This window comes from Nocardioides sp., assembly GCF_035503875.1.
Classification (GTDB): Bacteria; Actinomycetota; Actinomycetes; order Propionibacteriales; family Nocardioidaceae; genus Nocardioides.
In genome coordinates, this window is record NZ_DATJTA010000046.1 from 46,511 (window position 1) to 63,366 (window position 16,856).

Annotated in this window: 22 protein-coding genes; 12 read left to right on the forward strand and 10 right to left on the reverse strand. The window is 73.0% G+C overall.

Translation table 11 applies throughout. The features are described from left to right. Nucleotides 1–48: 48 nt before the first annotated feature. The gene (locus VMF51_RS10910) at nt 49–711 is read left to right on the forward strand and encodes a TrkA family potassium uptake protein (protein ID WP_325474454.1); all 663 of its coding nucleotides are present in this window, start codon (nt 49–51) and stop codon (nt 709–711) included. 10 nt (nt 712–721) lie between these two features. Then, nucleotides 722–1,393, forward strand: a complete 672-nt coding sequence (locus VMF51_RS10915; protein WP_325474455.1) for a TrkA family potassium uptake protein — start codon at nt 722–724, stop codon at nt 1,391–1,393. A gap of 98 nt (nt 1,394–1,491) precedes the next feature. Here the strand turns inward: VMF51_RS10915 and VMF51_RS10920 are convergent, their stop codons facing one another. From VMF51_RS10920 to dut, 4 genes are read right to left on the reverse strand one after another with little or no spacing between them, the layout of a single operon-like run. Continuing rightward, the gene (locus VMF51_RS10920) at nt 1,492–2,235 is read right to left on the reverse strand and encodes a DUF3159 domain-containing protein (protein ID WP_325474456.1); all 744 of its coding nucleotides are present in this window, start codon (nt 2,233–2,235) and stop codon (nt 1,492–1,494) included. After that, nucleotides 2,232–2,594, reverse strand: a complete 363-nt coding sequence (locus tag VMF51_RS10925; RefSeq protein ID WP_325474457.1) for an OB-fold nucleic acid binding domain-containing protein — start codon at nt 2,592–2,594, stop codon at nt 2,232–2,234. Before VMF51_RS10925 ends, VMF51_RS10920 begins: the two co-directional genes overlap by 4 nt. 7 nt (nt 2,595–2,601) lie before the next feature. Further along, nucleotides 2,602–3,258, reverse strand: a complete 657-nt coding sequence (locus VMF51_RS10930; protein WP_325474458.1) for a DUF3710 domain-containing protein — start codon at nt 3,256–3,258, stop codon at nt 2,602–2,604. Nucleotides 3,259–3,307: 49 nt separating this feature from the next. After that, nucleotides 3,308–3,766 (reverse strand): dUTP diphosphatase, encoded by a 459-nt coding sequence (gene dut, locus VMF51_RS10935; RefSeq protein WP_325474459.1) that lies wholly within the window; start codon nt 3,764–3,766, stop codon nt 3,308–3,310. 38 nt (nt 3,767–3,804) lie between these two features. On the opposite strand from dut, the gene VMF51_RS10940 reads away from it, so the two are divergent. Then, the gene (locus VMF51_RS10940) at nt 3,805–4,281 is read left to right on the forward strand and encodes a DUF3093 domain-containing protein (protein WP_325474460.1); all 477 of its coding nucleotides are present in this window, start codon (nt 3,805–3,807) and stop codon (nt 4,279–4,281) included. A 9-nt stretch (nt 4,282–4,290) separates the two neighbouring features. Next, nucleotides 4,291–4,587: a DUF4235 domain-containing protein gene (locus tag VMF51_RS10945; protein ID WP_325474461.1), complete on the forward strand. Its 297-nt coding sequence runs from the start codon at nt 4,291–4,293 to the stop codon at nt 4,585–4,587. Nucleotides 4,588–4,661: 74 nt separating this feature from the next. On the opposite strand, the gene VMF51_RS10950 is transcribed toward VMF51_RS10945, so the two are convergent. From VMF51_RS10950 to VMF51_RS10960, 3 genes are all read right to left on the reverse strand, one after another. Beyond that, nucleotides 4,662–4,952 carry a DUF4193 domain-containing protein gene (locus VMF51_RS10950; RefSeq protein WP_325474462.1) on the reverse strand — a complete coding sequence of 97 codons (291 nt, stop codon included), beginning with the start codon at nt 4,950–4,952 and terminating at the stop codon, nt 4,662–4,664. 152 nt (nt 4,953–5,104) lie between these two features. Beyond that, nucleotides 5,105–5,950, reverse strand: a complete 846-nt coding sequence (locus VMF51_RS10955) for an inositol monophosphatase family protein (protein WP_325474463.1) — start codon at nt 5,948–5,950, stop codon at nt 5,105–5,107. Then, nucleotides 5,947–7,038 (reverse strand): ferrochelatase, encoded by a 1,092-nt coding sequence (locus VMF51_RS10960; protein ID WP_325474464.1) that lies wholly within the window; start codon nt 7,036–7,038, stop codon nt 5,947–5,949. The genes VMF51_RS10955 and VMF51_RS10960 overlap by 4 nt, the downstream gene beginning before the upstream one ends. Before the next feature lie 68 nt (nt 7,039–7,106). On the opposite strand from VMF51_RS10960, the gene VMF51_RS10965 reads away from it, so the two are divergent. The 3 genes from VMF51_RS10965 to VMF51_RS10975 are packed head-to-tail and all read left to right on the forward strand — an operon-like array spanning nt 7,107 to nt 10,066. Continuing rightward, nucleotides 7,107–8,336, forward strand: a complete 1,230-nt coding sequence (locus VMF51_RS10965) for an MFS transporter (protein WP_325474465.1) — start codon at nt 7,107–7,109, stop codon at nt 8,334–8,336. Nucleotides 8,337–8,376: 40 nt separating this feature from the next. Then, the gene (locus VMF51_RS10970) at nt 8,377–9,678 is read left to right on the forward strand and encodes a D-arabinono-1,4-lactone oxidase (protein WP_325474466.1); all 1,302 of its coding nucleotides are present in this window, start codon (nt 8,377–8,379) and stop codon (nt 9,676–9,678) included. Nucleotides 9,679–9,685: 7 nt separating this feature from the next. After that, complete coding sequence (locus VMF51_RS10975; RefSeq protein WP_325474467.1) at nt 9,686–10,066, forward strand: hypothetical protein; 381 nt, start codon at nt 9,686–9,688, stop codon at nt 10,064–10,066. Between the two features lie 22 nt (nt 10,067–10,088). Here VMF51_RS10975 and VMF51_RS10980 read toward each other — a convergent pair whose 3' ends face one another. Then, the gene (locus tag VMF51_RS10980; RefSeq protein ID WP_325474468.1) at nt 10,089–10,931 is read right to left on the reverse strand and encodes an ABC transporter permease; all 843 of its coding nucleotides are present in this window, start codon (nt 10,929–10,931) and stop codon (nt 10,089–10,091) included. Continuing rightward, entirely contained in the window at nt 10,928–11,899 is a 972-nt protein-coding gene (locus VMF51_RS10985) for an ATP-binding cassette domain-containing protein (RefSeq protein ID WP_325474469.1), read from the reverse strand. The genes VMF51_RS10980 and VMF51_RS10985 overlap by 4 nt, the downstream gene beginning before the upstream one ends. 325 nt (nt 11,900–12,224) lie before the next feature. On the opposite strand from VMF51_RS10985, the gene VMF51_RS10990 reads away from it, so the two are divergent. Both VMF51_RS10990 and VMF51_RS10995 read left to right on the forward strand, forming a co-directional pair. Then, complete coding sequence (locus tag VMF51_RS10990) at nt 12,225–12,755, forward strand: SigE family RNA polymerase sigma factor (protein WP_325474470.1); 531 nt, start codon at nt 12,225–12,227, stop codon at nt 12,753–12,755. A 5-nt stretch (nt 12,756–12,760) separates the two neighbouring features. Further along, nucleotides 12,761–13,864, forward strand: coding sequence for a hypothetical protein (locus VMF51_RS10995; RefSeq protein ID WP_325474471.1), 1,104 nt, complete (start codon nt 12,761–12,763; stop codon nt 13,862–13,864). A gap of 4 nt (nt 13,865–13,868) precedes the next feature. Here VMF51_RS10995 and VMF51_RS11000 read toward each other — a convergent pair whose 3' ends face one another. Then, nucleotides 13,869–14,486, reverse strand: coding sequence for a trimeric intracellular cation channel family protein (locus VMF51_RS11000; RefSeq protein ID WP_325474472.1), 618 nt, complete (start codon nt 14,484–14,486; stop codon nt 13,869–13,871). A gap of 87 nt (nt 14,487–14,573) precedes the next feature. Here VMF51_RS11000 and sepH point away from each other — a divergent pair, with 87 nt between their 5' ends. Genes sepH through VMF51_RS11015 form a run of 3 tightly spaced genes read left to right on the forward strand, consistent with a single transcriptional unit; the run spans nt 14,574 to nt 16,646 of the window. After that, complete coding sequence (gene sepH, locus VMF51_RS11005; protein WP_325474473.1) at nt 14,574–15,554, forward strand: septation protein SepH; 981 nt, start codon at nt 14,574–14,576, stop codon at nt 15,552–15,554. Between the two features lie 23 nt (nt 15,555–15,577). After that, a complete protein-coding gene (locus tag VMF51_RS11010) occupies nt 15,578–15,979 on the forward strand; it encodes a VOC family protein (protein WP_325474474.1) in 402 nt (133 codons plus the stop codon). 13 nt (nt 15,980–15,992) lie between these two features. After that, nucleotides 15,993–16,646: a thymidine kinase gene (locus tag VMF51_RS11015; protein WP_325474475.1), complete on the forward strand. Its 654-nt coding sequence runs from the start codon at nt 15,993–15,995 to the stop codon at nt 16,644–16,646. Nucleotides 16,647–16,856 lie beyond the last annotated feature (210 nt).

The window sequence follows — 16,856 nt, forward strand, 5'->3', positions numbered from 1 at the left end:
GCTACGGGACCGGAGGTGCTGAGGGTGCCGAAGGGATACGGTTCCTTCGTGCATGTCGTGATCATGGGTTGTGGCCGCGTCGGCTCGACGCTCGCGCGCAGCCTCGAGGACCGCAACCACACCGTGTCGGTCATCGACAGCGAGCCGGACGCGTTCCGGCGTCTCGGACCCGGTTTCAACGGCGACAAGGTCACCGGGATCGGGTTCGACCAGGAGGTCCTGGAGAAGGCCGGCATCAAGCGTGCCGACGCGTTCGCCGCGGTCTCCTCGGGCGACAACTCCAACATCATCGCGGCCCGCGTCGCCCGCGAGACCTTCGGGATCCAGCAGGTCGTGGCCCGCATCTACGACCCCGGTCGCGCCGAGGTCTACCAGCGGCTCGGCATCACGACCGTCGCGACCGTGAAGTGGACGGCCGACCAGGTGCTGCGCCGGCTGCTGCCGGTCGGTGCCGAGCCGGACTTCCGCGACCCGTCGGGCACCATCCGGCTCGACCAGGTCCCTGCGCCCACGACGTGGGTGGGCCAGCGGACCGTCATCTTCCAGGAGCAGTCCCAGAGCCGGATCGCCTGGATCGACCGGCTCGGGGAGGGCATGCTGCCCTCCCGCGATAGCGTCATCCAGGAGGGCGACCTCCTGCACCTGGTGATCCGCGAGGAGGGCGCCGCGCACGCCTACCGGGTGATCGAGCGCGGACCCGAGGAAAGCTGAGGCTGCTGCCATGCGAGTCGCCATCGCCGGAGCCGGCGCCGTCGGGCGTTCGATCGCCCGCGAGCTGATCCAGAACGGCCACCAGGTCCTGCTGATCGACAAGAACCCCGAGTCGATCAAGCCCGAGCGGGTCCCCGACGCGGAGTGGCTGCTCGCCGACTCCTGCGAGCTCTCCTCGCTGGAGGAGGCCCGCCTCGACAAGTGCGACGTCGTCATCGCCGCCACCGGCGACGACAAGGTCAACCTCGTCACCTCGCTGCTCGCCAAGACCGAGTTCGGGGTCCCCCGCACGGTCGGCCGGGTCAACCACCCGAACAACGAGTGGCTCTTCAGCGAGGCGTGGGGCGTCGACGTCAACGTCTCCACTCCGCGGATCATGTCGGCGCTCGTCGAGGAGGCGGTGACGGTCGGCGACCTGGTCCGGCTCTTCACCTTCCGCCAGGGCAACGCCAACCTCGTCGAGATGACCCTGCCCGCGGACTCGCCGTACGTCGGCAAGCCGGCCGGCCTGATCCCCCTGCCCGAGAACTGCGCCCTGGTCACGATCCTGCGCGACGGCCAGGTCTATGTCCCCGACCCGGAGCAGCCGGTCGAGTCCGGGGACGAGCTGCTGTTCGTCGTACCGGACGAGGGCGAGGACGCGCTCGAGCGGCTGCTCGCCCCGGGGACGCACGGGGGGTAGTCGCCGTACGGCCGCAATTGCGGCCGTTGGACACCCGTACGCCGCCCCGGCCTGTCCCACCACTGCAATTGCGGCCATTGGGCAGGCCGGGCGGGCCGTCAGTCCGCGGTCAGGCCGTGGTGCGGGTGGTCGTTCTCGATCGGGGTGGCGTCGCGGGCCAGCAGCCAGATCATCGCGCCCCAGGCGCCGATGCGGAGCGGCCAGCCGAGGCCGAGGCGCAGGATGCCGAGCAGCAGTACGGCCAGGTCGACGTCGATCACGTCGGTCCAGCCCAGCAGCCACACCGGCCCCTGCAGGAGTACGCCGATCGCGCCGGGCAGCAGGAACAGCCAGGTCAGCCGGGTGCACAGGTGCACGACCTGCCGGTCGGCGTGCCACGCCGTCGGGTCGCCGGTGACGCTGCCGAGCATGAACCCGACGAACGGCCAGCCGATCAGGCACGACGTCGCCATCACGATGGTGTAGCCGAGGCTGACCAGGATGCCGGGCAGGAAGAACGCCAGCGCCTGGTCGGACTCCGAGCCGCCCGCGCTGGCCGCGATCCGGACGAAGACCCAGCCGATGGCGATCGCGAAGAACGCGTTGAAGACGTACTGGACCGTGGTGCGCTGGGCCAGCCGCACGACCAGCGCCAGGGCGGCCGCGGCCACGCTGACGACGAGCGCGACCTGCAGGTCCTTGGTGACCAGCCACAGGATCGTGAACAGGATGCCGGGGATCCCGGCCTCGATCATCCCGCGCCGCCCGCCCAGGGCGGTCGCCATCTGGGCGCGCACGAGCGCCTCGACGGTCTCGACCGAGACCGCCGCGGGGCGCGTGGGGGCCGGCTGGTCGGCGCTCACGGCATCAGCTCGTAACGCGGGTTGTAGAGGATCCGTACGCCGTCGTGCTGGCCGATCCGGCCCTGGACCTGGATGGAGCGGCCGGGCGAGATGCCCGCGATCCGGCGGCGGCCCAGCCAGACCAGGGTGAGCACGCCCGAGCCGTCGAAGAGCTCCGCCTCCAGGGCGGGTACGCCGCCGCGCGGGCGCAGCGTGACCGTGCGCAGCGTGCCGCGCAGCACGACCCGCTCGCGGTCGGGAGCGTTCGCGATCGAGTCGTGGCCGGGGTCGGCGTACGTCTCGCGCAGGTCCCGGGCGTGCTGGTCGCTGGAGTTCGCCCACCGGCTGATGCTGCGACGCAGCCTGCTCTTCTCGGTCATGCGCGGATCACCCCGACGGCGGCTGGGTGCCGGGCTGGTCGACCTTGCGCGCGTTGGCGGGCAGGACGACGGGCAGTGGCTCGCCGACCGGCATGGCGCCGATCCCGCGCTGCACGGCGACCGAGCGGATCGTCTCGGCCCAGTCGGCGGGCAGCGCCTCCTCCATGGCCGGGCGACCCATCAGCGTCGCGCGGAGCAGCCAGCGCTCGCCGTTGACACCGATGATCCGCGACGGCTGGGCCGCCATCGTGCCGTCGGGGCGCTGCACCTGGAGCTCGCAGAGCAGCTCGGTGCCGAAGTCGCCCTCCCGCTCGGTGGCGATGCCGCCGCGACGGGCCATGTCGGCCGCGAGCTGCGGGCGCACCTCGGACCACAGGTCGCCGTTGCGCGGGGCGGCGAAGGCCCGCAGCTCGACCATGCCGTCGGTCCCGGCGAGCAGCACGGCCTGGACGGTGCCGGAGGACTCCTCGACCTGGAGCCGGAGCTCGCGGCCCTCCTGGGGGGCGACGAGCAGCGACCCGAGGTCGATCCGCTCGATCCCGTCGTCGGGCAGGTCGGCGGCGTCGTACGGACCGACGCGGGCCGGGTCGGCGGTGTCGCTGACCTCGGTGACGTCGGTCGACGCGTCGGCCGGGGTGGTGTCGGACTTGCGTCGGAACTTCACGTCGAGCTGCTCCTCGTGGCGGGACCCTGCGGGGGGACGTTCGGGCGGCTCATCGGGTGCCGAACCCCCCGGTAGAACCGTAGCCCCCGTCTCCACGGACCGACGCGGGGAGTTCGGCCACCTCGACGAAGCGGGCGCGCTCGAAGCGCTGGACCACGAGCTGGGCGATCCGGTCACCACGGCGCAGCTCGATCGACTCGGCCGGGTCCTGGTTGATCAGCAGCACCTTGATCTCGCCCCGGTAGCCCGCGTCGACGGTGCCGGGGGCGTTGACGATCGACAGGCCGTGCCGCGCCGCCAGGCCGGAGCGGGGGTGCACGAGCGCGACGTACCCCTCCGGGAGCGCGAGCGCGACCCCGGTCGGGACCAGCGCACGCTCCCCCGGAGCCAGCGTCACGTCGACCGTCGTCAGCAGGTCGGCACCCGCGTCACCGGGGTGGGCGTACGACGGCAGCGGGAGGTCGGGATCGAGTCGCTGGACCTGGACATCGAGATCTGGGTGGGCCACTCGCGGAGCGTACCGACCGAGATGGGAAACTCTTCCTCGTGCACGACTCCACTGCTCCCCGCTACGACGAGCGCCTCGGTGTCCCGCTGCGCTGGTGGGTGCAGGGCTTCATGTTCACCGCCAGCGTGTGGCTCGCCGTGCTGGCCGCGCTCCCCGGCCCCGCGGCCTGGACGGTCACCGCCGTCACCGGTCTCGTGGTGGCCGCGCTCTTCACCTTCTACGGCTCGGTGCGCGTCAGCGTCCACGACGGCGTGCTGCGGGCCGGACGCGCCAGGATCGAGGCCCACCACCTCGGTGCGGTCGACGTCCTCGACCCCGAGCAGGCACGCCGGGCCGCCGGCGTGGAGGCCGACGCCCGCGCCTACCTCCTGCTGCGGCCCTACCTCAAGCGCGCGGTCAGGGTCGCGATCACGGATCCGGCCGACCCGGCGCCGTACTGGCTGATCAGCACCCGGCGCCCCGACGAGCTGGCCCGGGCGCTGGCGGCCCTGCGTGAGGCGCCGACCGCTGGGTAATGTCCTCCTATGGCCAAGGACAAGGACAGCTCCAAGATCTGGTCGGTCTTCTCCCTCGTCTCGGCCGTCGCCGCCGCCGCGCTGGCGAAGAAGGCGGCCGACGCCACCTGGAAGGTGACGACCGGGAAGCAGCCCCCGGAGAACCCCGCCGACCCCGACGTCGACATCTGGGAGGCGGTCAGCTGGGCCGTCGTGAGCGGCATGCTGGTCGGTCTCGCCCGGATGCTCGCCCAGCGGCGGGCCGCGTCGTACTACACCCGCTCGACCGGCCACCTGCCCCCCGAGCTGCAGCGCGACGGCCAGTAGGGCCGCCGGGACGCCCCGGAGACGCCGAAGGCCGCGCCCCCGAGCGGGGGCGCGGCCTTCGTTCGCGTCGGCGCTCAGACGCAGTCGCGGCAGATCATCTTCTTCGGGTCGGCCAGCTGCGAGCGGTGGTGCACCAGGAAGCAGCTCATGCAGGTGAACTCGTCCTCCTGCTTCGGCTTCACCTCGACGGCGAGCTCCTCGTGGGACAGGTCGGCCCCGGGCAGCTCGAAGGACTCGGCGGCCTCGGTCTCGTCCTCGTCGACCTTGCCGGAGTTCTTGTCGTGACGTCGCGCCTTGAGCTCTTCGATGCTCTCCTCGGACTGGTCTTCCTCGTTCTTGCGCGGTGCGTCGTAGTCGGTCGCCATGCGTCACTCACTCCCCTCGTCCGTGCTGCCCCGTGGCCGGTCCCGCGAGCCGGGCGGCTCACCTCGTTCGGCGCCAGGATTGTGCACCATCGAACTCGTCGAGCGCACTCCGGGTCGGGCACTGCGCCGCTTCAACAACGTCCGCTCAGCGGCTATTCCACGCCTGCAGATGCGAATCCTGCGGACACTACGGCCGTGCGCAGCGCGTCGTACGACGCCGCCGGGGCGCAGACCAGGAGGTGCAGCCCGCCGGCGCCGACGAGCACCTCCCACCGTGCGCCGGCCGCCTCGGCGACCAGGGAACCGGCGGCGTGGTCCCACAGGTTGACGCCCTCCTCGACGTAGGCGTCGACCGTCCCCTCCGCCACCCCGCACAGGTCGAGCGCGCACGAGCCGAGCCGCCGGATGTCCCGGATCCGCGGGAGCAGGTCGAGCCACGCGGCGACCTGGCCCTTGCGGATCTCGCGGTCGTAGGAGAAGCCGGTGGCGACCAGCGTCTTGTCCAGGGGTACGGCGGAGCGCGCGCCGATCGGCTCGCCGTCCCGGCGGCCGACCGGGCGGCCGTCCTCGTCCACGTGCGCGACGTACTCGCTGCCGGTGGCGACGTTGAGCACCACCCCGGCGACGCTGCGCCAGCCGGTCGGCCCGTCGACCTGGGCGGCGATGGAGACGGCGTACTGCGGGATGCCGTAGAGGAAGTTGACGGTGCCGTCGATGGGGTCGATCACCCAGCGCACCCCGGACGTGCCGGCGACGTCGTCGCCCTCCTCGCCGAGGAAGGCGTCGTCGGGGCGGCGCTCGCGCAGGGTACGGCGGATCAGCTGCTCGCTGGCCCGGTCGGCCTCGGTGACGACGTCGACGTCGCTCGACTTCGTGGCGGCCACCGCGACCCCGCCGCGGGCGCGCTCGCGGACCAGGTCGGCCGCGAGCCGGGCCGCGTCCAGGGCCAGCGCGGCGAGCTCGGTGGGCTGCGGAGTGGTCGGGGACGGGGCGCTCATGCGCCGCACAGCGTCGGGCGGTCCTCGCGCGCGTTGGCGCAGCAGCCCACCGGGCACGCGTCCCACAGCGGCCCGGTCCGGCCGACGCTGGCGCGGGCCACCTCTTCGCCCCGTTCGACGGCGGCGCGCTCCAGGAGCAGGTCGCGGACCCCGGCGACGAAGCGCGGGTCGGTGCCGGCCGTCGCGGAGCGGCGGGCCGGGAGGCCGAGCCGCTCGGCGGTCGCGAGGGCCTCGGTGTCGAGGTCGTAGATGACCTCCATGTGGTCGGAGACGAAGCCGACGGGCACCATCACCACCGCGGGCGCACCCGCCGCGTGCAGCGCCTCGAGGTGGTCGTTGACGTCGGGTTCCAGCCACGGGACGTGCGGCGCGCCGGAGCGCGAGCAGTAGACGAGCTCATGCGGGTGCTCGCGCCCGGTCTCCTCCGCGACCCGGGCGACCACCGCCGCGGCGACGTCGAGGTGCTGGACGACGTACGCCCCGCCGCCCGCCTCCGGCGGGCCGGACGCGTCGTTCATCGACAGCGGGATCGAGTGGGTGACGAAGGCCAGGTGGGCGCCGTGCCGGACCTCCTCGGGCAGGTCGGCGAGCGCGGCGAGCACGCCGTCGACGACCGGCTCCACGAAGCCGGGGTGGTTGAAGTAGTGGCGCAGCTTGTCCAGCCGCGGGGCGCCCTGGACGCCCTGGACCGCGTCGTACAGGTTCTCGCGGTACTGCCGGCAGCTGGAGTACGACGAGTACGCGCTGGTCACGAAGCAGGCCGCGCGGGTGACCCCGTCCGCGGCCATCTGCGCGAGGGTGTCGGCCAGGTAGGGGTCCCAGTTGCGGTTGCCCCAGTAGACCGGCAGGTCGATGCCGGCCGCCGCGAGGTCGGTGCGCAGCCCGTCGAGGAACGCGCGGTTCTGGTCGTTGATCGGCGACTTCCCGCCGAACAGGAAGTAGTGCTCGCCGACCTGCTCGAGCCGCTCGCGCGGGATCCCCCGCCCCCGCGTGACGTTCTCCAGGAACGGTACGACGTCCTCCGGCGCCTCGGGGCCGCCGAAGGAGACGAGGAGCAGGGCGTCGTACGGCGAGGCGTCGGGAGGCATGTCGTCCATCGTAGGGAGCGGCCGTGAGTTGGCCGGTTGCGGATCCTCGCCCTACGTTGCGAGGTGCCATGGCCGTTCTCTCCTCCTACCGCCGGGTGCTCGCGAAGCCCGGGACCGCGCGGTTCAGCCTCGCCGCCCTCGTGGGCCGGCTCCCGATCTCGATGGTCGGGCTCGGCATCGTGCTGCTCGTCGAGGACGTCACCGGCTCCTACGGGATCGCCGGGACCGTGACCGCGGCGTACACCGTCGCCAACGCGGTGCTCGCCATCGGCCAGGGCCGGCTGCTGGACCGGCTCGGACAGGGCCGGGTGCTGGCCGTCGCGAGCGCGCTGTTCGCGGTCGCGATGGTGCTGCTGATCGTGGCGGTGCGCGCCGACTGGCCCGCGGCGGCGACGTACGTCTGCGCGGCCCTGGCCGGCGGGTCGCTCCCCCAGGTCGGCTCGTGCGTGCGCGCCCGCTGGTCCTACGTGCTGGACGACCCGCGGGACGTGCAGACCGCGTTCGCGCTCGAGAGCGTCGCCGACGAGACGGTCTTCATCCTCGGCCCGATCCTGGTCACGGTGCTGGCCACGGCCATCGACCCGGTGCTCGGGCTCGGCGTCGCCGTGGTCGCCTGCGTGGTCGGCAGTCTCGGACTCGCGAGCCAGCGCGAGACCGAGCCGCCCCGGCACGTGCACGACGCCGAGACCGGTCCCCGGCCACGGATGCCGTGGCGCACGGTGGTGCCGCTCGCCGTCGTCAGCCTCGGCCTGGGCGTGCTCTTCGGCGCCGCCGAGGTCACGACCGTCGCGTTCGCCGACGACCACGACGCCCCGTCCCTCGCCGGGCCGCTGCTCGCTCTCTGGGCGCTCGGCAGCCTCGTGGCCGGCGTCGTCACGGGCGCCGTGAACTGGCGCCGCGGACCGTCCTTCCGGGTCCGGGTCGGCGCGCTCGCCATGGCGGCCGCGATGGTGCCGCTGTTCCTCGTCGACTCCGTGCCCCTGCTCGGCGCACTCCTCCTGGTCGGCGGCCTCGCGATCGCCCCGACGCTGATCGCGACCATGTCGATGACCCAGCAGGTGGTGCCGCGCGCCCGGATGACCGAGGGGCTGGCGATCATGCAGACCGGCCTGGTGGCCGGTGTGGCCCCCGGCGCGGTGATGAGCGGGTTCGTGGTCGACCACGCCGGCGCGTCGCCGGCGTACCTGGTGAGCGCCGGGGCGGGGCTGCTCGCCGCACTCGCCGCCCTCACGCTGCCGCGCGAGGGTTCGGGCGGGTCGATCGAGCCGGTGCCGACGTCGACCGGACTCGCGTCGTAGAACGGACCCGGCCTCGTGGCGAGGGACTAGTCTCCGGCTCGTGGAGTGGAGCAACTGGTCCGGCCTCGAGACCGCACGTGCTGCCCGGACGGTGACGCCGGCGTCGACGGCCGAGGTCGTCGCGGAGGTCGAGCGAGCCCGCGAGGCGGGGACGACGGTCAAGATGGTCGGCACCGGCCACAGCTTCACCGCCATCTCGGCCCCCGAGCACACCATGCTGCGACCGGCCGGGATGGCCGGCATCGTCGAGGTCGACCGCGAGGCGATGACGGTGACGGCGCTCGCCGGCACCCAGCTGAAGGTCCTCAACGCGTCGCTGGAGCGGCTCGGGCTGAGCCTGCACAACATGGGCGACATCGCCGAGCAGACCCTCGCCGGGGCGACGTCGACCGGCACCCACGGCACCGGCGGCGTCGCGGCCGGCCTCGCCGCGCAGCTCGACGCCCTGGAGCTGGTCACGGGCACCGGTGAGGTGCTGCGGGCCAGCGAGACCGAGAACCCCGACGTGTTCGCCGCCGCGCGCGTCGGTCTCGGCGCGCTCGGCGTGCTCACCACCCTCACCTTCCGGGTCGAGCCGCTCTTCGTGCTCGAGGCCACCGAGCAGCCGATGTCGTGGGACGAGGCGCTCGGCTCCTTCGACCAGATGACGGCCGAGAGCCACCACGTCGACATGTACTGGTTCCCCCACACCGACCGGATGTCGGTCAAGCGCAACGAGCGGCTCGACGTAGGCGTCGACGAGGCGGAGCCGCTGTCGCCCGCCCGGGCGTGGTTCGACGACGACTTCCTGCAGAACCACGCCTTCGGGGCGCTGTGCCGGGTGCTCAACCGGGTGCCGGCCGCCATCCCGCGGGTGAACCGGGTCAACGCCCGGCTGATGGGTGCGCGCACCTACAGCGACGCCGCGCACCGGGTCTTCACCGCCCGCCGCGACGTCGTCTTCCGCGAGATGGAGTACGCCGTCCCGCGCGAGGCCGGTCTCGCGGCGCTCCGGGAGGCCCGCGCCGCGGTCGAGTCGAGCGGGCTGCGGATCAGCTTCCCGGTCGAGATCCGCACCGCGCCGGCCGACGACATCGCCCTGTCCACGGCGTCCGGCCGCGACTCGTTCTACCTGGCCTTCCACACGCACCGCGACGCCGACCACCGCGCCTACTTCGAGCTCCTCGAGCCGATCCTGCGCGCCCACGACGGCCGCCCGCACTGGGGCAAGGTGCACACCCGCACCGCGGCGGACCTGGCGCCGGCGTACCCCCGCTTCGAGGAGTTCCTGGCCCTCCGGGACCGTCTGGACCCGGACCGGGTCTTCGCCAACGACTACCTGCGCCGGGTCCTGGGCGCGTAGTGCGCTGATGTGGCGGGTCGCCGAGTGCGGGTGCGTCGCGGTCGTCGCGGCGGTGGCCGTGCTCGGGTTCACGACCGACAGCACCGGCCTGATCCTGCTCGCGGCGGTCCTGACGCTGCCGGCCGCCGGGATCGCCGTCCCGGCGTACTACGTCGCGTACGGCGTGCTCGCGCAGATCCCCGGAGCGAACCAGTCGCGCAGCTCCGGAACGGCGACGTGCGAGCCCGACGGGACCTGTGAGACCTCGTCGGGCGACGGTCTCGCGTCCTGGTTCGCGATCACGACCGACGTCGTGGGGATCCTGGCCCTGACGGGCGCCGCCGTGCTGAACGTCGTCCTGCTCCGGAAGCTGGTGGCCGCACGCACCTCCCGCCCGCCCGCCGGCTGACACCGGCGGGCGGGAACGGGGGTCAGCTCTTGGTGTTGTAGAGCCGCAGCGCGATCGGCGCGAACACCGCGGTGATGGCGGCGGAGAGCACCAGCACGATCAGGATGTCGCCGCTGTCCGGCGCGTCGTTCATCAGGCCGCGTGCCGCCTCGCAGAGCAGGGTGACGGGGTTGACGTCGACGAACGCCTGCAGCCAGTCCGGCATCGTCTCCGGCGGGGCGAAGACGGAGCTGATGAACGTCAGCGGGAACAGCACCATCATCGAGGTGCCCATCACGGCGTTCGGGCTGCGCACCTTGAGGCCGACGATCAGCCACAGCCAGCTCAGCGAGAAGCAGAACACCAGCAGCAGGAGCACGGCGAGCAGCACCCCGACGAAGCCGCCGGGCGCGCGGTAGCCGATCAGCACGCCGACGACCAGCACCATGAACGACGCCAGGCAGTAGCGCAGGGTGTCGCCCAGGAGGGCGCCGACGAGCAGCGAGGCGCGCCACACGGGGAGCGACCGGAACCGGTCGAAGACGCCCTTGTCGATGTCGGTGTTGATGGTCAGGCCGGTGTACATCGTGATGAAGACGACCGTCTGGGTGAGGATCCCGGGCAGGGCGTACTGCAGGTAGTCCCCGGTCGAGCCGGAGATCGCCCCGCCGAACACGTAGGTGAACATCAGCGTGAACAGGATCGGGAACATCGTCACGTCGAAGAGCTGCTCGGGGACGTGCTTGATCTTCAGCAGCGCCCGCCACCCGAAGGTGAACGAGGAGCTGAGGGCACCGGCGCTCGGCGGTCGATCGGCGGCGCCGAGCGCGGCGATGACGTTCGCGTCGAGGGCCCGGGTCGGCTCTCGGGTGGCCTCGGTGGTCATGCGGGGACCTCCTGGTCCTGGGTCTCGGTCTCGTCGGCCGGTCGGCCCGTCAGGGCCAGGAACACCTCGTCGAGGCTGGGCTGGCCGAGGCTGTACTCGCTGATGCTCAGGCCCCGCTCCCCCACGCGGTGCAGCGCACCCGCGACGGCCGTCGGGTCGTCGACGCGGAGGCTCACGGCGGCGGGGTCGGACTCCAGCACCGGCTCGGTGGCCAGCGACTCGCCCAGCAGCCGGGCCACCTCCTCGCGGTCGGCCGGGTCGGCGACCCGGACGTGGACCGCACCGGAGCCCACGGACGCCTTCAGCTCGCCGCTGGTGCCCTCGGCGATGACGCGGCCGTGGTCGATCACGGCGATCCGGTCGGCGAGCTGGTCGGCCTCCTCGAGGTACTGCGTGGTCAGCAGGATCGTCGTCCCCGCACCCACGAGGCCGCGCACGATCTCCCACACCTGGTTGCGGCTGCGCGGGTCCAGGCCGGTGGTCGGCTCGTCGAGGAACATCAGGTCGGGGCGCACGACGATCGACCCGGCGATGTCGATGCGCCGGCGCATGCCGCCGGAGTAGGCCTTGACCTGCTTCTTCGCCGACTCGGCCAGGTCGAAGGCCTCCAGCAGCTGCATCGCCCGGTCGCGGGCGGCGTTCCGGGCGTAGCCGTAGAGCCGGGCCAGCAGCGTGAGGTTCTCCAGGCCGGTCAGGTCCTCGTCGAGCGAGGCGAACTGGCCGGTCATCGCGACCCGCGCGCGCACCTCGGCCGCCTCGCGGACCACGTCGTACCCCAGCACCGTCGCCGTGCCTCCGTCGGGCTCGAGCAGGGTGGCCAGCATCTTGATGGTCGTCGTCTTGCCGGCGCCGTTGGGGCCGAGCACGCCGTAGACCCCGCCGGCCCGGATGGCCAGGTCGACGCCGTCCACCGCCCGGTTGTCGCCGAAGGTCTTGACCAGGCCGTGGGTTTCGATCGCTAGGTCCATGCCGCTCATGCTGGCACCACCCACCGACAGTTCGCACTGCAGTTCTTGCTCATGTCCATGGCGGGCAGACCCGGGGAGCCGGCCGGAATCATCGGCGCCGCCGGATCTCCTCCGTGCGCCGCGTCGTCTGGGTGCATGTTCTCCTCCTCGCATCCGGGGCCCGGTCACGGACCTCTCACCCAGACGTCGAACGGGAAGCGCCGGAATCGACACCGCGACGAGGAGAATCTCGTCCACCGGGATCATCGACCCACCGAACCTTCTCCGCGCCCCGCCTCGTCTGGATGGCGACGGGGCAGGGAGTCCCGCGACGAGGGGAGACACGATGCCGGCACGGGACCGGGACGCCTTCGCGGAGTTCGTGGCGGCGCGCAGCAGCGCGCTGCACCGCGCGGCGTACCTCATGGTCGGCGACGCCGGCCTCGCCCAGGACCTGGTCCAGGAGGCGCTGACGAAGACGTACGTCGCGTGGCCACGGCTGCGCGATCCCGCCAACGCGGAGGCCTACACCCGCAGGGCGATCACGACGACGGCGATCAGCTGGTTCCGCCGGCGCAGCTGGTCGGAGCGGCCGACCGACCGGCTGCCGGAGACCGCGAGTGCTGCTCCCGCGGATGCCGTCGACGAGCGTGCCTGGCTCTGGCAGGCGCTCCTCGAGCTGCCGGTCCGGCAGCGGGCGGCCGTGGTCCTGCGCTACTACGAGGACCTCACCGAGGCCCAGACCGCCGCGGCGATGGGCTGCGCGGTCGGGACCGTCAAGAGCCAGGTCTCCGCCGCGCTCCGCAAGCTCCGCGAGCGGCTCGGCGACGACGCGGCCCTGCTGCCCCTCGACGACCTCCTCACGACCGGACGGTGACGACGATGACCGAGAAGCTGAAGAACCTGTTGCACGACCAGGCCACGACGGTCGACTTCGCCGTCCCGGACCTCGATGCGATCACTACCACCGGCGACCGGCGGATCCGGCGCCGGCGGGGTGCCGGCCTCGTCGGCGGCCTCGCCGCCCTCGCGGTGGTCGGTGGGGTGGCGGTCGTCGCCCTCGGCGGCGGCGAGGGCACGCCCCGGGTCGCGGACGAGCCGTTTCCGACGACGACACTCAGCTGGGCCGACGGGAGCACCCTCCACGCGGGTGGGCTGACGCGCGACGTCGGCCACGAGGTGGCGGCGTACGTCGTCACCCGCCACGGCTACGTGTTCGCGGACGACGACGGCACGGTCCGCTCCCTCGTCGCCGGTCGCGTGGCTGAGGTGGGCGCGGTGACGAGCAGGGGGCCGCGCCTCGTCGGCGACACGGACGGCGCACTGGTGGGCTGGGTCGACCCGTCGGGCGAGGCACCCGCCTTCGTCGTCCTCGACACCTCCACCGGCCGCGTCACCACGCTCGAGACCGAGACCACGGCCGGCATGGGCTCGCTGGCGGACGAGGAGGACCCGGCGTACTTCTACGCGATCGACGGGTCGACGGCGTACCTGCGCGACCACCGCGGGGCGGTGGGCGTCGACGTCGCCAGCGGTGAGGTCGTCTGGCGCGACCGCACGGCCCGCAACGGGTTCGACGTCCTCGCCGCCGAGGACGGCCTCGTCGCCCTGAACGCGGGCGACGGCGGGACGAGGATCGAGGGCGGCGCCGAGCCGGTGACGCTGCCCCAGGTGTACGGGTCGGTCGGCACGTTCTCGGCCTCCGGGCGGTGGCTCAGCCTGGACGCCGACGAGCCCGAGGTGTACGACGCCCACACGGGCCAGCGGGTCCGGATCGACATCGGCTCGCGCGTCTTCGGCACCGGGTACGCCTGGGTCGACGACACGACCCTCGTCGTCCTCGCCGCGCAGACCGAGGCCGGCCCGGTCGAGCTGCTGAGCTGCACGGTCCCGGAGGGCTCGTGCACGCAGGCGGCCCGGTTCGGGGACTTCGACGAGTTCGCCAAGACCGTCGTGATCGCCTTCGGCGAGGGCTTCGGGTACTGAGCGCTCACACGCTGGCGGGTCCCCGGGGCACCGGGGCCTGCCAGTGCCGCCAGATCGCGAGCAGCCGCCAGACCAGGCAGACGGCCGCACCGGCCACGGTCACCAGCAGCTCCGGGAGGTCGGCTCGGGTGCCCAGCACGGCCACCACCGCGCCCGCGAGCGCCGGGATCGCGTAGAGCTCACCCCGGAAGATCACCGGCACCCGGCCCGCCAGCACGTCGCGGAGCATGCCGCCGCCGATGCCGGTCACCATCCCCATCAGCGCGGCCGGCACCGGCCCGAGCCCGTAGTCGAGCGCCTTGACGGCGCCCGCCACGCAGAACAGCGCCAGCCCGAACGCGTCGAAGACGTTCACGGTGCGCTCCAGGCGACCGACGGCGGGGTGGAAGCGGAAGGTGAACAGGCCCGCCACGACCGGCATCAGCAGGTAGCGCCAGTCCGCGAGCGCCGCCGGCGGGGCGGCGTCGATGAGCACGTCGCGCAGGAAGCCGCCGCCGAGACCCGTCGTACCGGCCAGGACGAGGACGCCGAAGACGTCGAGATCCTTGCGGACCGCCACCAGCGCCCCGGAGATCGCGAACACGAAGATGCCGACGAGGTCGAGCACGACGAGGGTCGGCACGCTGCGAGGTTACCGGCTCCGCGCGCCCCGCTGGCGTAGGCTCGGGCAAACCGAAGACAGCGTCGACAGGCAGGAGCGGGCCACCCCATGGCGCACCTCACCCTCGCGGGCGTCAGCGAGGACGGGAGACGCCTGCTGCTCATCAGCGACACCGGCGACGAGTACACCCTCGACGTCGACGCCCACCTCCGGTCCGCCCTACGGGGCGGCCCCGGCAGCACCGCACGATCCGGCCAGTTGGAGACACACATGGACAGCACGATCCGCCCCCGGGACATCCAGGCCCGGATCCGGGCCGGCGAGTCCCCCGAGGCCGTCGCCGAGGCGGCCCAGACCACGGTCGAGAAGATCATGCCCTTCGCCGGGCCGGTGCTCGCCGAGCGCCAGCACGTCGCCGAGCGCGCCCAGCGCTCCTCGGTACGCCGCTCGGGCGAGTCCTCGGGCTCGGCCCGCACCCTCGGCGACGCCGTCGCCGCCCAGCTCCGGCCGCTCAACGTCCGCTCCGAGGCCCTCGAGTGGGACGCCTGGCGACGCGAGGACGGCCGGTGGACCCTGGCGGCCGAGTACGACACGAGCGCCCGCTCCGGCACCGCCCACTTCACCTTCGACGCGCCGGGCAACTACGTCCTGCTCGACGACGAGGACGCCCGCTGGCTGGTCGGCGACCTGATCGCCACCGTCACCACCGAGGTCCCGGCGCCGCGCGACGACCTGGAGCGCGCCCGCCAGCGTCGCCAGGCCGCGCCCGCTCCCGAGGAGCTGCCGCTGGGCGACGACGCCATCGGCCTCGTCCGCGACGAGCCGCCGCTGGAGCAGCCGCTCGAGGCGTTCCTCGACGAGCAGCCCGGCCTCGACGAGTCCGAGGTGGCGGCCGAGGCGGCCGACGCCGCCGCCCAGGACCCGGACCCCGAGCCGGAGCCTGCCGCGACGCCCGAGCCCGTGACGGAGCCCGAGCCGGCCGCCGAGCAGGAGGAGCCGCCGGCGCGCCGTCCCGTGCGCAAGAGCCGCGGCCGGGCGTCGGTCCCGAGCTGGGACGAGATCATGTTCGGCGGCGGCAAGCAGGACTGACGCGTCGGGCAGACTGCGTGTCCATGAGGACCGACCGCGCCACCGTCGCCCTGCCCACCGAGGACCGCCGACGCGCCCACGTGTTCTTCACCGCCCTCGGCTTCGAGACGCCCGGCGACCTCGCCGACGACGGCGTACCCGAGCCGCTCCAGGTCGCCGTGAACGACGGCCTGCGCGTGATGCTGATCCCCACCGGCGGCTTCGGCTGGGTCACGGCCGGTCGTACGACGGCTGACCGCGGCACCGCCGAGTGCCTGATCTCCCTGACCGCCGACACGCCCGCCGAGGTCGACGACCTGCTGTCGCGGGTCGCGGCCGCCGGCGGCGAGGTGGCGAGCCCGCCGCAGCAGCAGCCGTGGGGTTATACCGGCACGTTCGCCGACGCCGACGGCCACCTGTGGGAGGTCTGCGTCCCTCCGGCGTGAAAGGATCCCCCGCGTGGCGGAACTGCACTTCTTCACGGGCACCATGGACTCGGGCAAGAGCACCCTGGCGCTCCAGACCAACCACAACCACGCCGCCCGCGGCCGGGCGGGCCGGATCTTCTCCACCCACGATCGCGGCGGCGTCGCCACGCTCTCCAGCCGCCTCGGGCTGACCCACGAGGCCATCGAGGTCACGTCCGACTTCGACTTCTGGACCTACGTCGTGAAGACCCTGACCCAGGGCGGCCGGATCGACTACCTGATCTGCGACGAGGCCCAGTTCTACTCCCGCGACCAGGTCGACCAGCTCGCCAAGGTCGTCGACGAGCTGCAGATCGACGTCTTCGCCTTCGGCATCCTCACCGACTTCCGCACCGCCCTGTTCGAGGGCAGCCAGCGCCTCGTCGAGCTCGCCGACCGGATGAACGTCCTCCAGGTCGAGGCCCTGTGCTGGTGCGGCAAGCGCGCCACCCACAACGCCCGCACCGAGGACGGCATCATGGTGGTCGAGGGCGAGGTCATCGTCGTCGGCGACGTCGACGACCAGGCCGGCCCACCCGCCGAGGTCGCCTACGAGGTGCTCTGCCGCCAGCACCACCGCCGCCGCCTCACCGCCGCCCGCGCCAAGGCCGTCTCCCTGGCTCCCGAGCCACTGCCGTTCGGCTGAGGCCGGCGGCTGCAGGCTCATCACGGGATGCAGACCAGTTGTCACTTCCCACGGTGGGTACGCCGTGGGAAGCGCAGGCTCGTCTGCATCCCATGATGAAGCCGCAAACTCCCGGTGCGTCCCACCCCTCACCAACCCCTGCCCGGCGGATTCGCGCGGCGGGGTCCGACGGCGACGCCGGAGGCGGAGCCGGGAGGCCCCCGGTGGTCG

Bases quoted from the DNA above. Each gene is read 5' to 3' on its own strand.
- VMF51_RS10985 (WP_325474469.1), bottom strand. From the start codon at position 11,899: ATGGACCTAGCGATCGAAACCCACGGCCTGGTCAAGACCTTCGGCGAC.
- sepH (WP_325474473.1), top strand. From the start codon at position 14,574: ATGGCGCACCTCACCCTCGCGGGCGTCAGCGAGGACGGGAGACGCCTG.
- VMF51_RS10965 (WP_325474465.1), top strand. From the start codon at position 7,107: ATGGCCGTTCTCTCCTCCTACCGCCGGGTGCTCGCGAAGCCCGGGACC.
- VMF51_RS10925 (WP_325474457.1), bottom strand. From the start codon at position 2,594: ATGACCGAGAAGAGCAGGCTGCGTCGCAGCATCAGCCGGTGGGCGAAC.
- VMF51_RS10945 (WP_325474461.1), top strand. From the start codon at position 4,291: ATGGCCAAGGACAAGGACAGCTCCAAGATCTGGTCGGTCTTCTCCCTC.
- VMF51_RS10990 (WP_325474470.1), top strand. From the start codon at position 12,225: ATGCCGGCACGGGACCGGGACGCCTTCGCGGAGTTCGTGGCGGCGCGC.
- VMF51_RS10915 (WP_325474455.1), top strand. From the start codon at position 722: ATGCGAGTCGCCATCGCCGGAGCCGGCGCCGTCGGGCGTTCGATCGCC.
- VMF51_RS10980 (WP_325474468.1), bottom strand. From the start codon at position 10,931: ATGACCACCGAGGCCACCCGAGAGCCGACCCGGGCCCTCGACGCGAAC.
- VMF51_RS10955 (WP_325474463.1), bottom strand. From the start codon at position 5,950: ATGAGCGCCCCGTCCCCGACCACTCCGCAGCCCACCGAGCTCGCCGCG.
- VMF51_RS11010 (WP_325474474.1), top strand. From the start codon at position 15,578: ATGAGGACCGACCGCGCCACCGTCGCCCTGCCCACCGAGGACCGCCGA.
- VMF51_RS10960 (WP_325474464.1), bottom strand. From the start codon at position 7,038: ATGCCTCCCGACGCCTCGCCGTACGACGCCCTGCTCCTCGTCTCCTTC.
- VMF51_RS10975 (WP_325474467.1), top strand. From the start codon at position 9,686: ATGTGGCGGGTCGCCGAGTGCGGGTGCGTCGCGGTCGTCGCGGCGGTG.
- VMF51_RS10995 (WP_325474471.1), top strand. From the start codon at position 12,761: ATGACCGAGAAGCTGAAGAACCTGTTGCACGACCAGGCCACGACGGTC.
- VMF51_RS10950 (WP_325474462.1), bottom strand. From the start codon at position 4,952: ATGGCGACCGACTACGACGCACCGCGCAAGAACGAGGAAGACCAGTCC.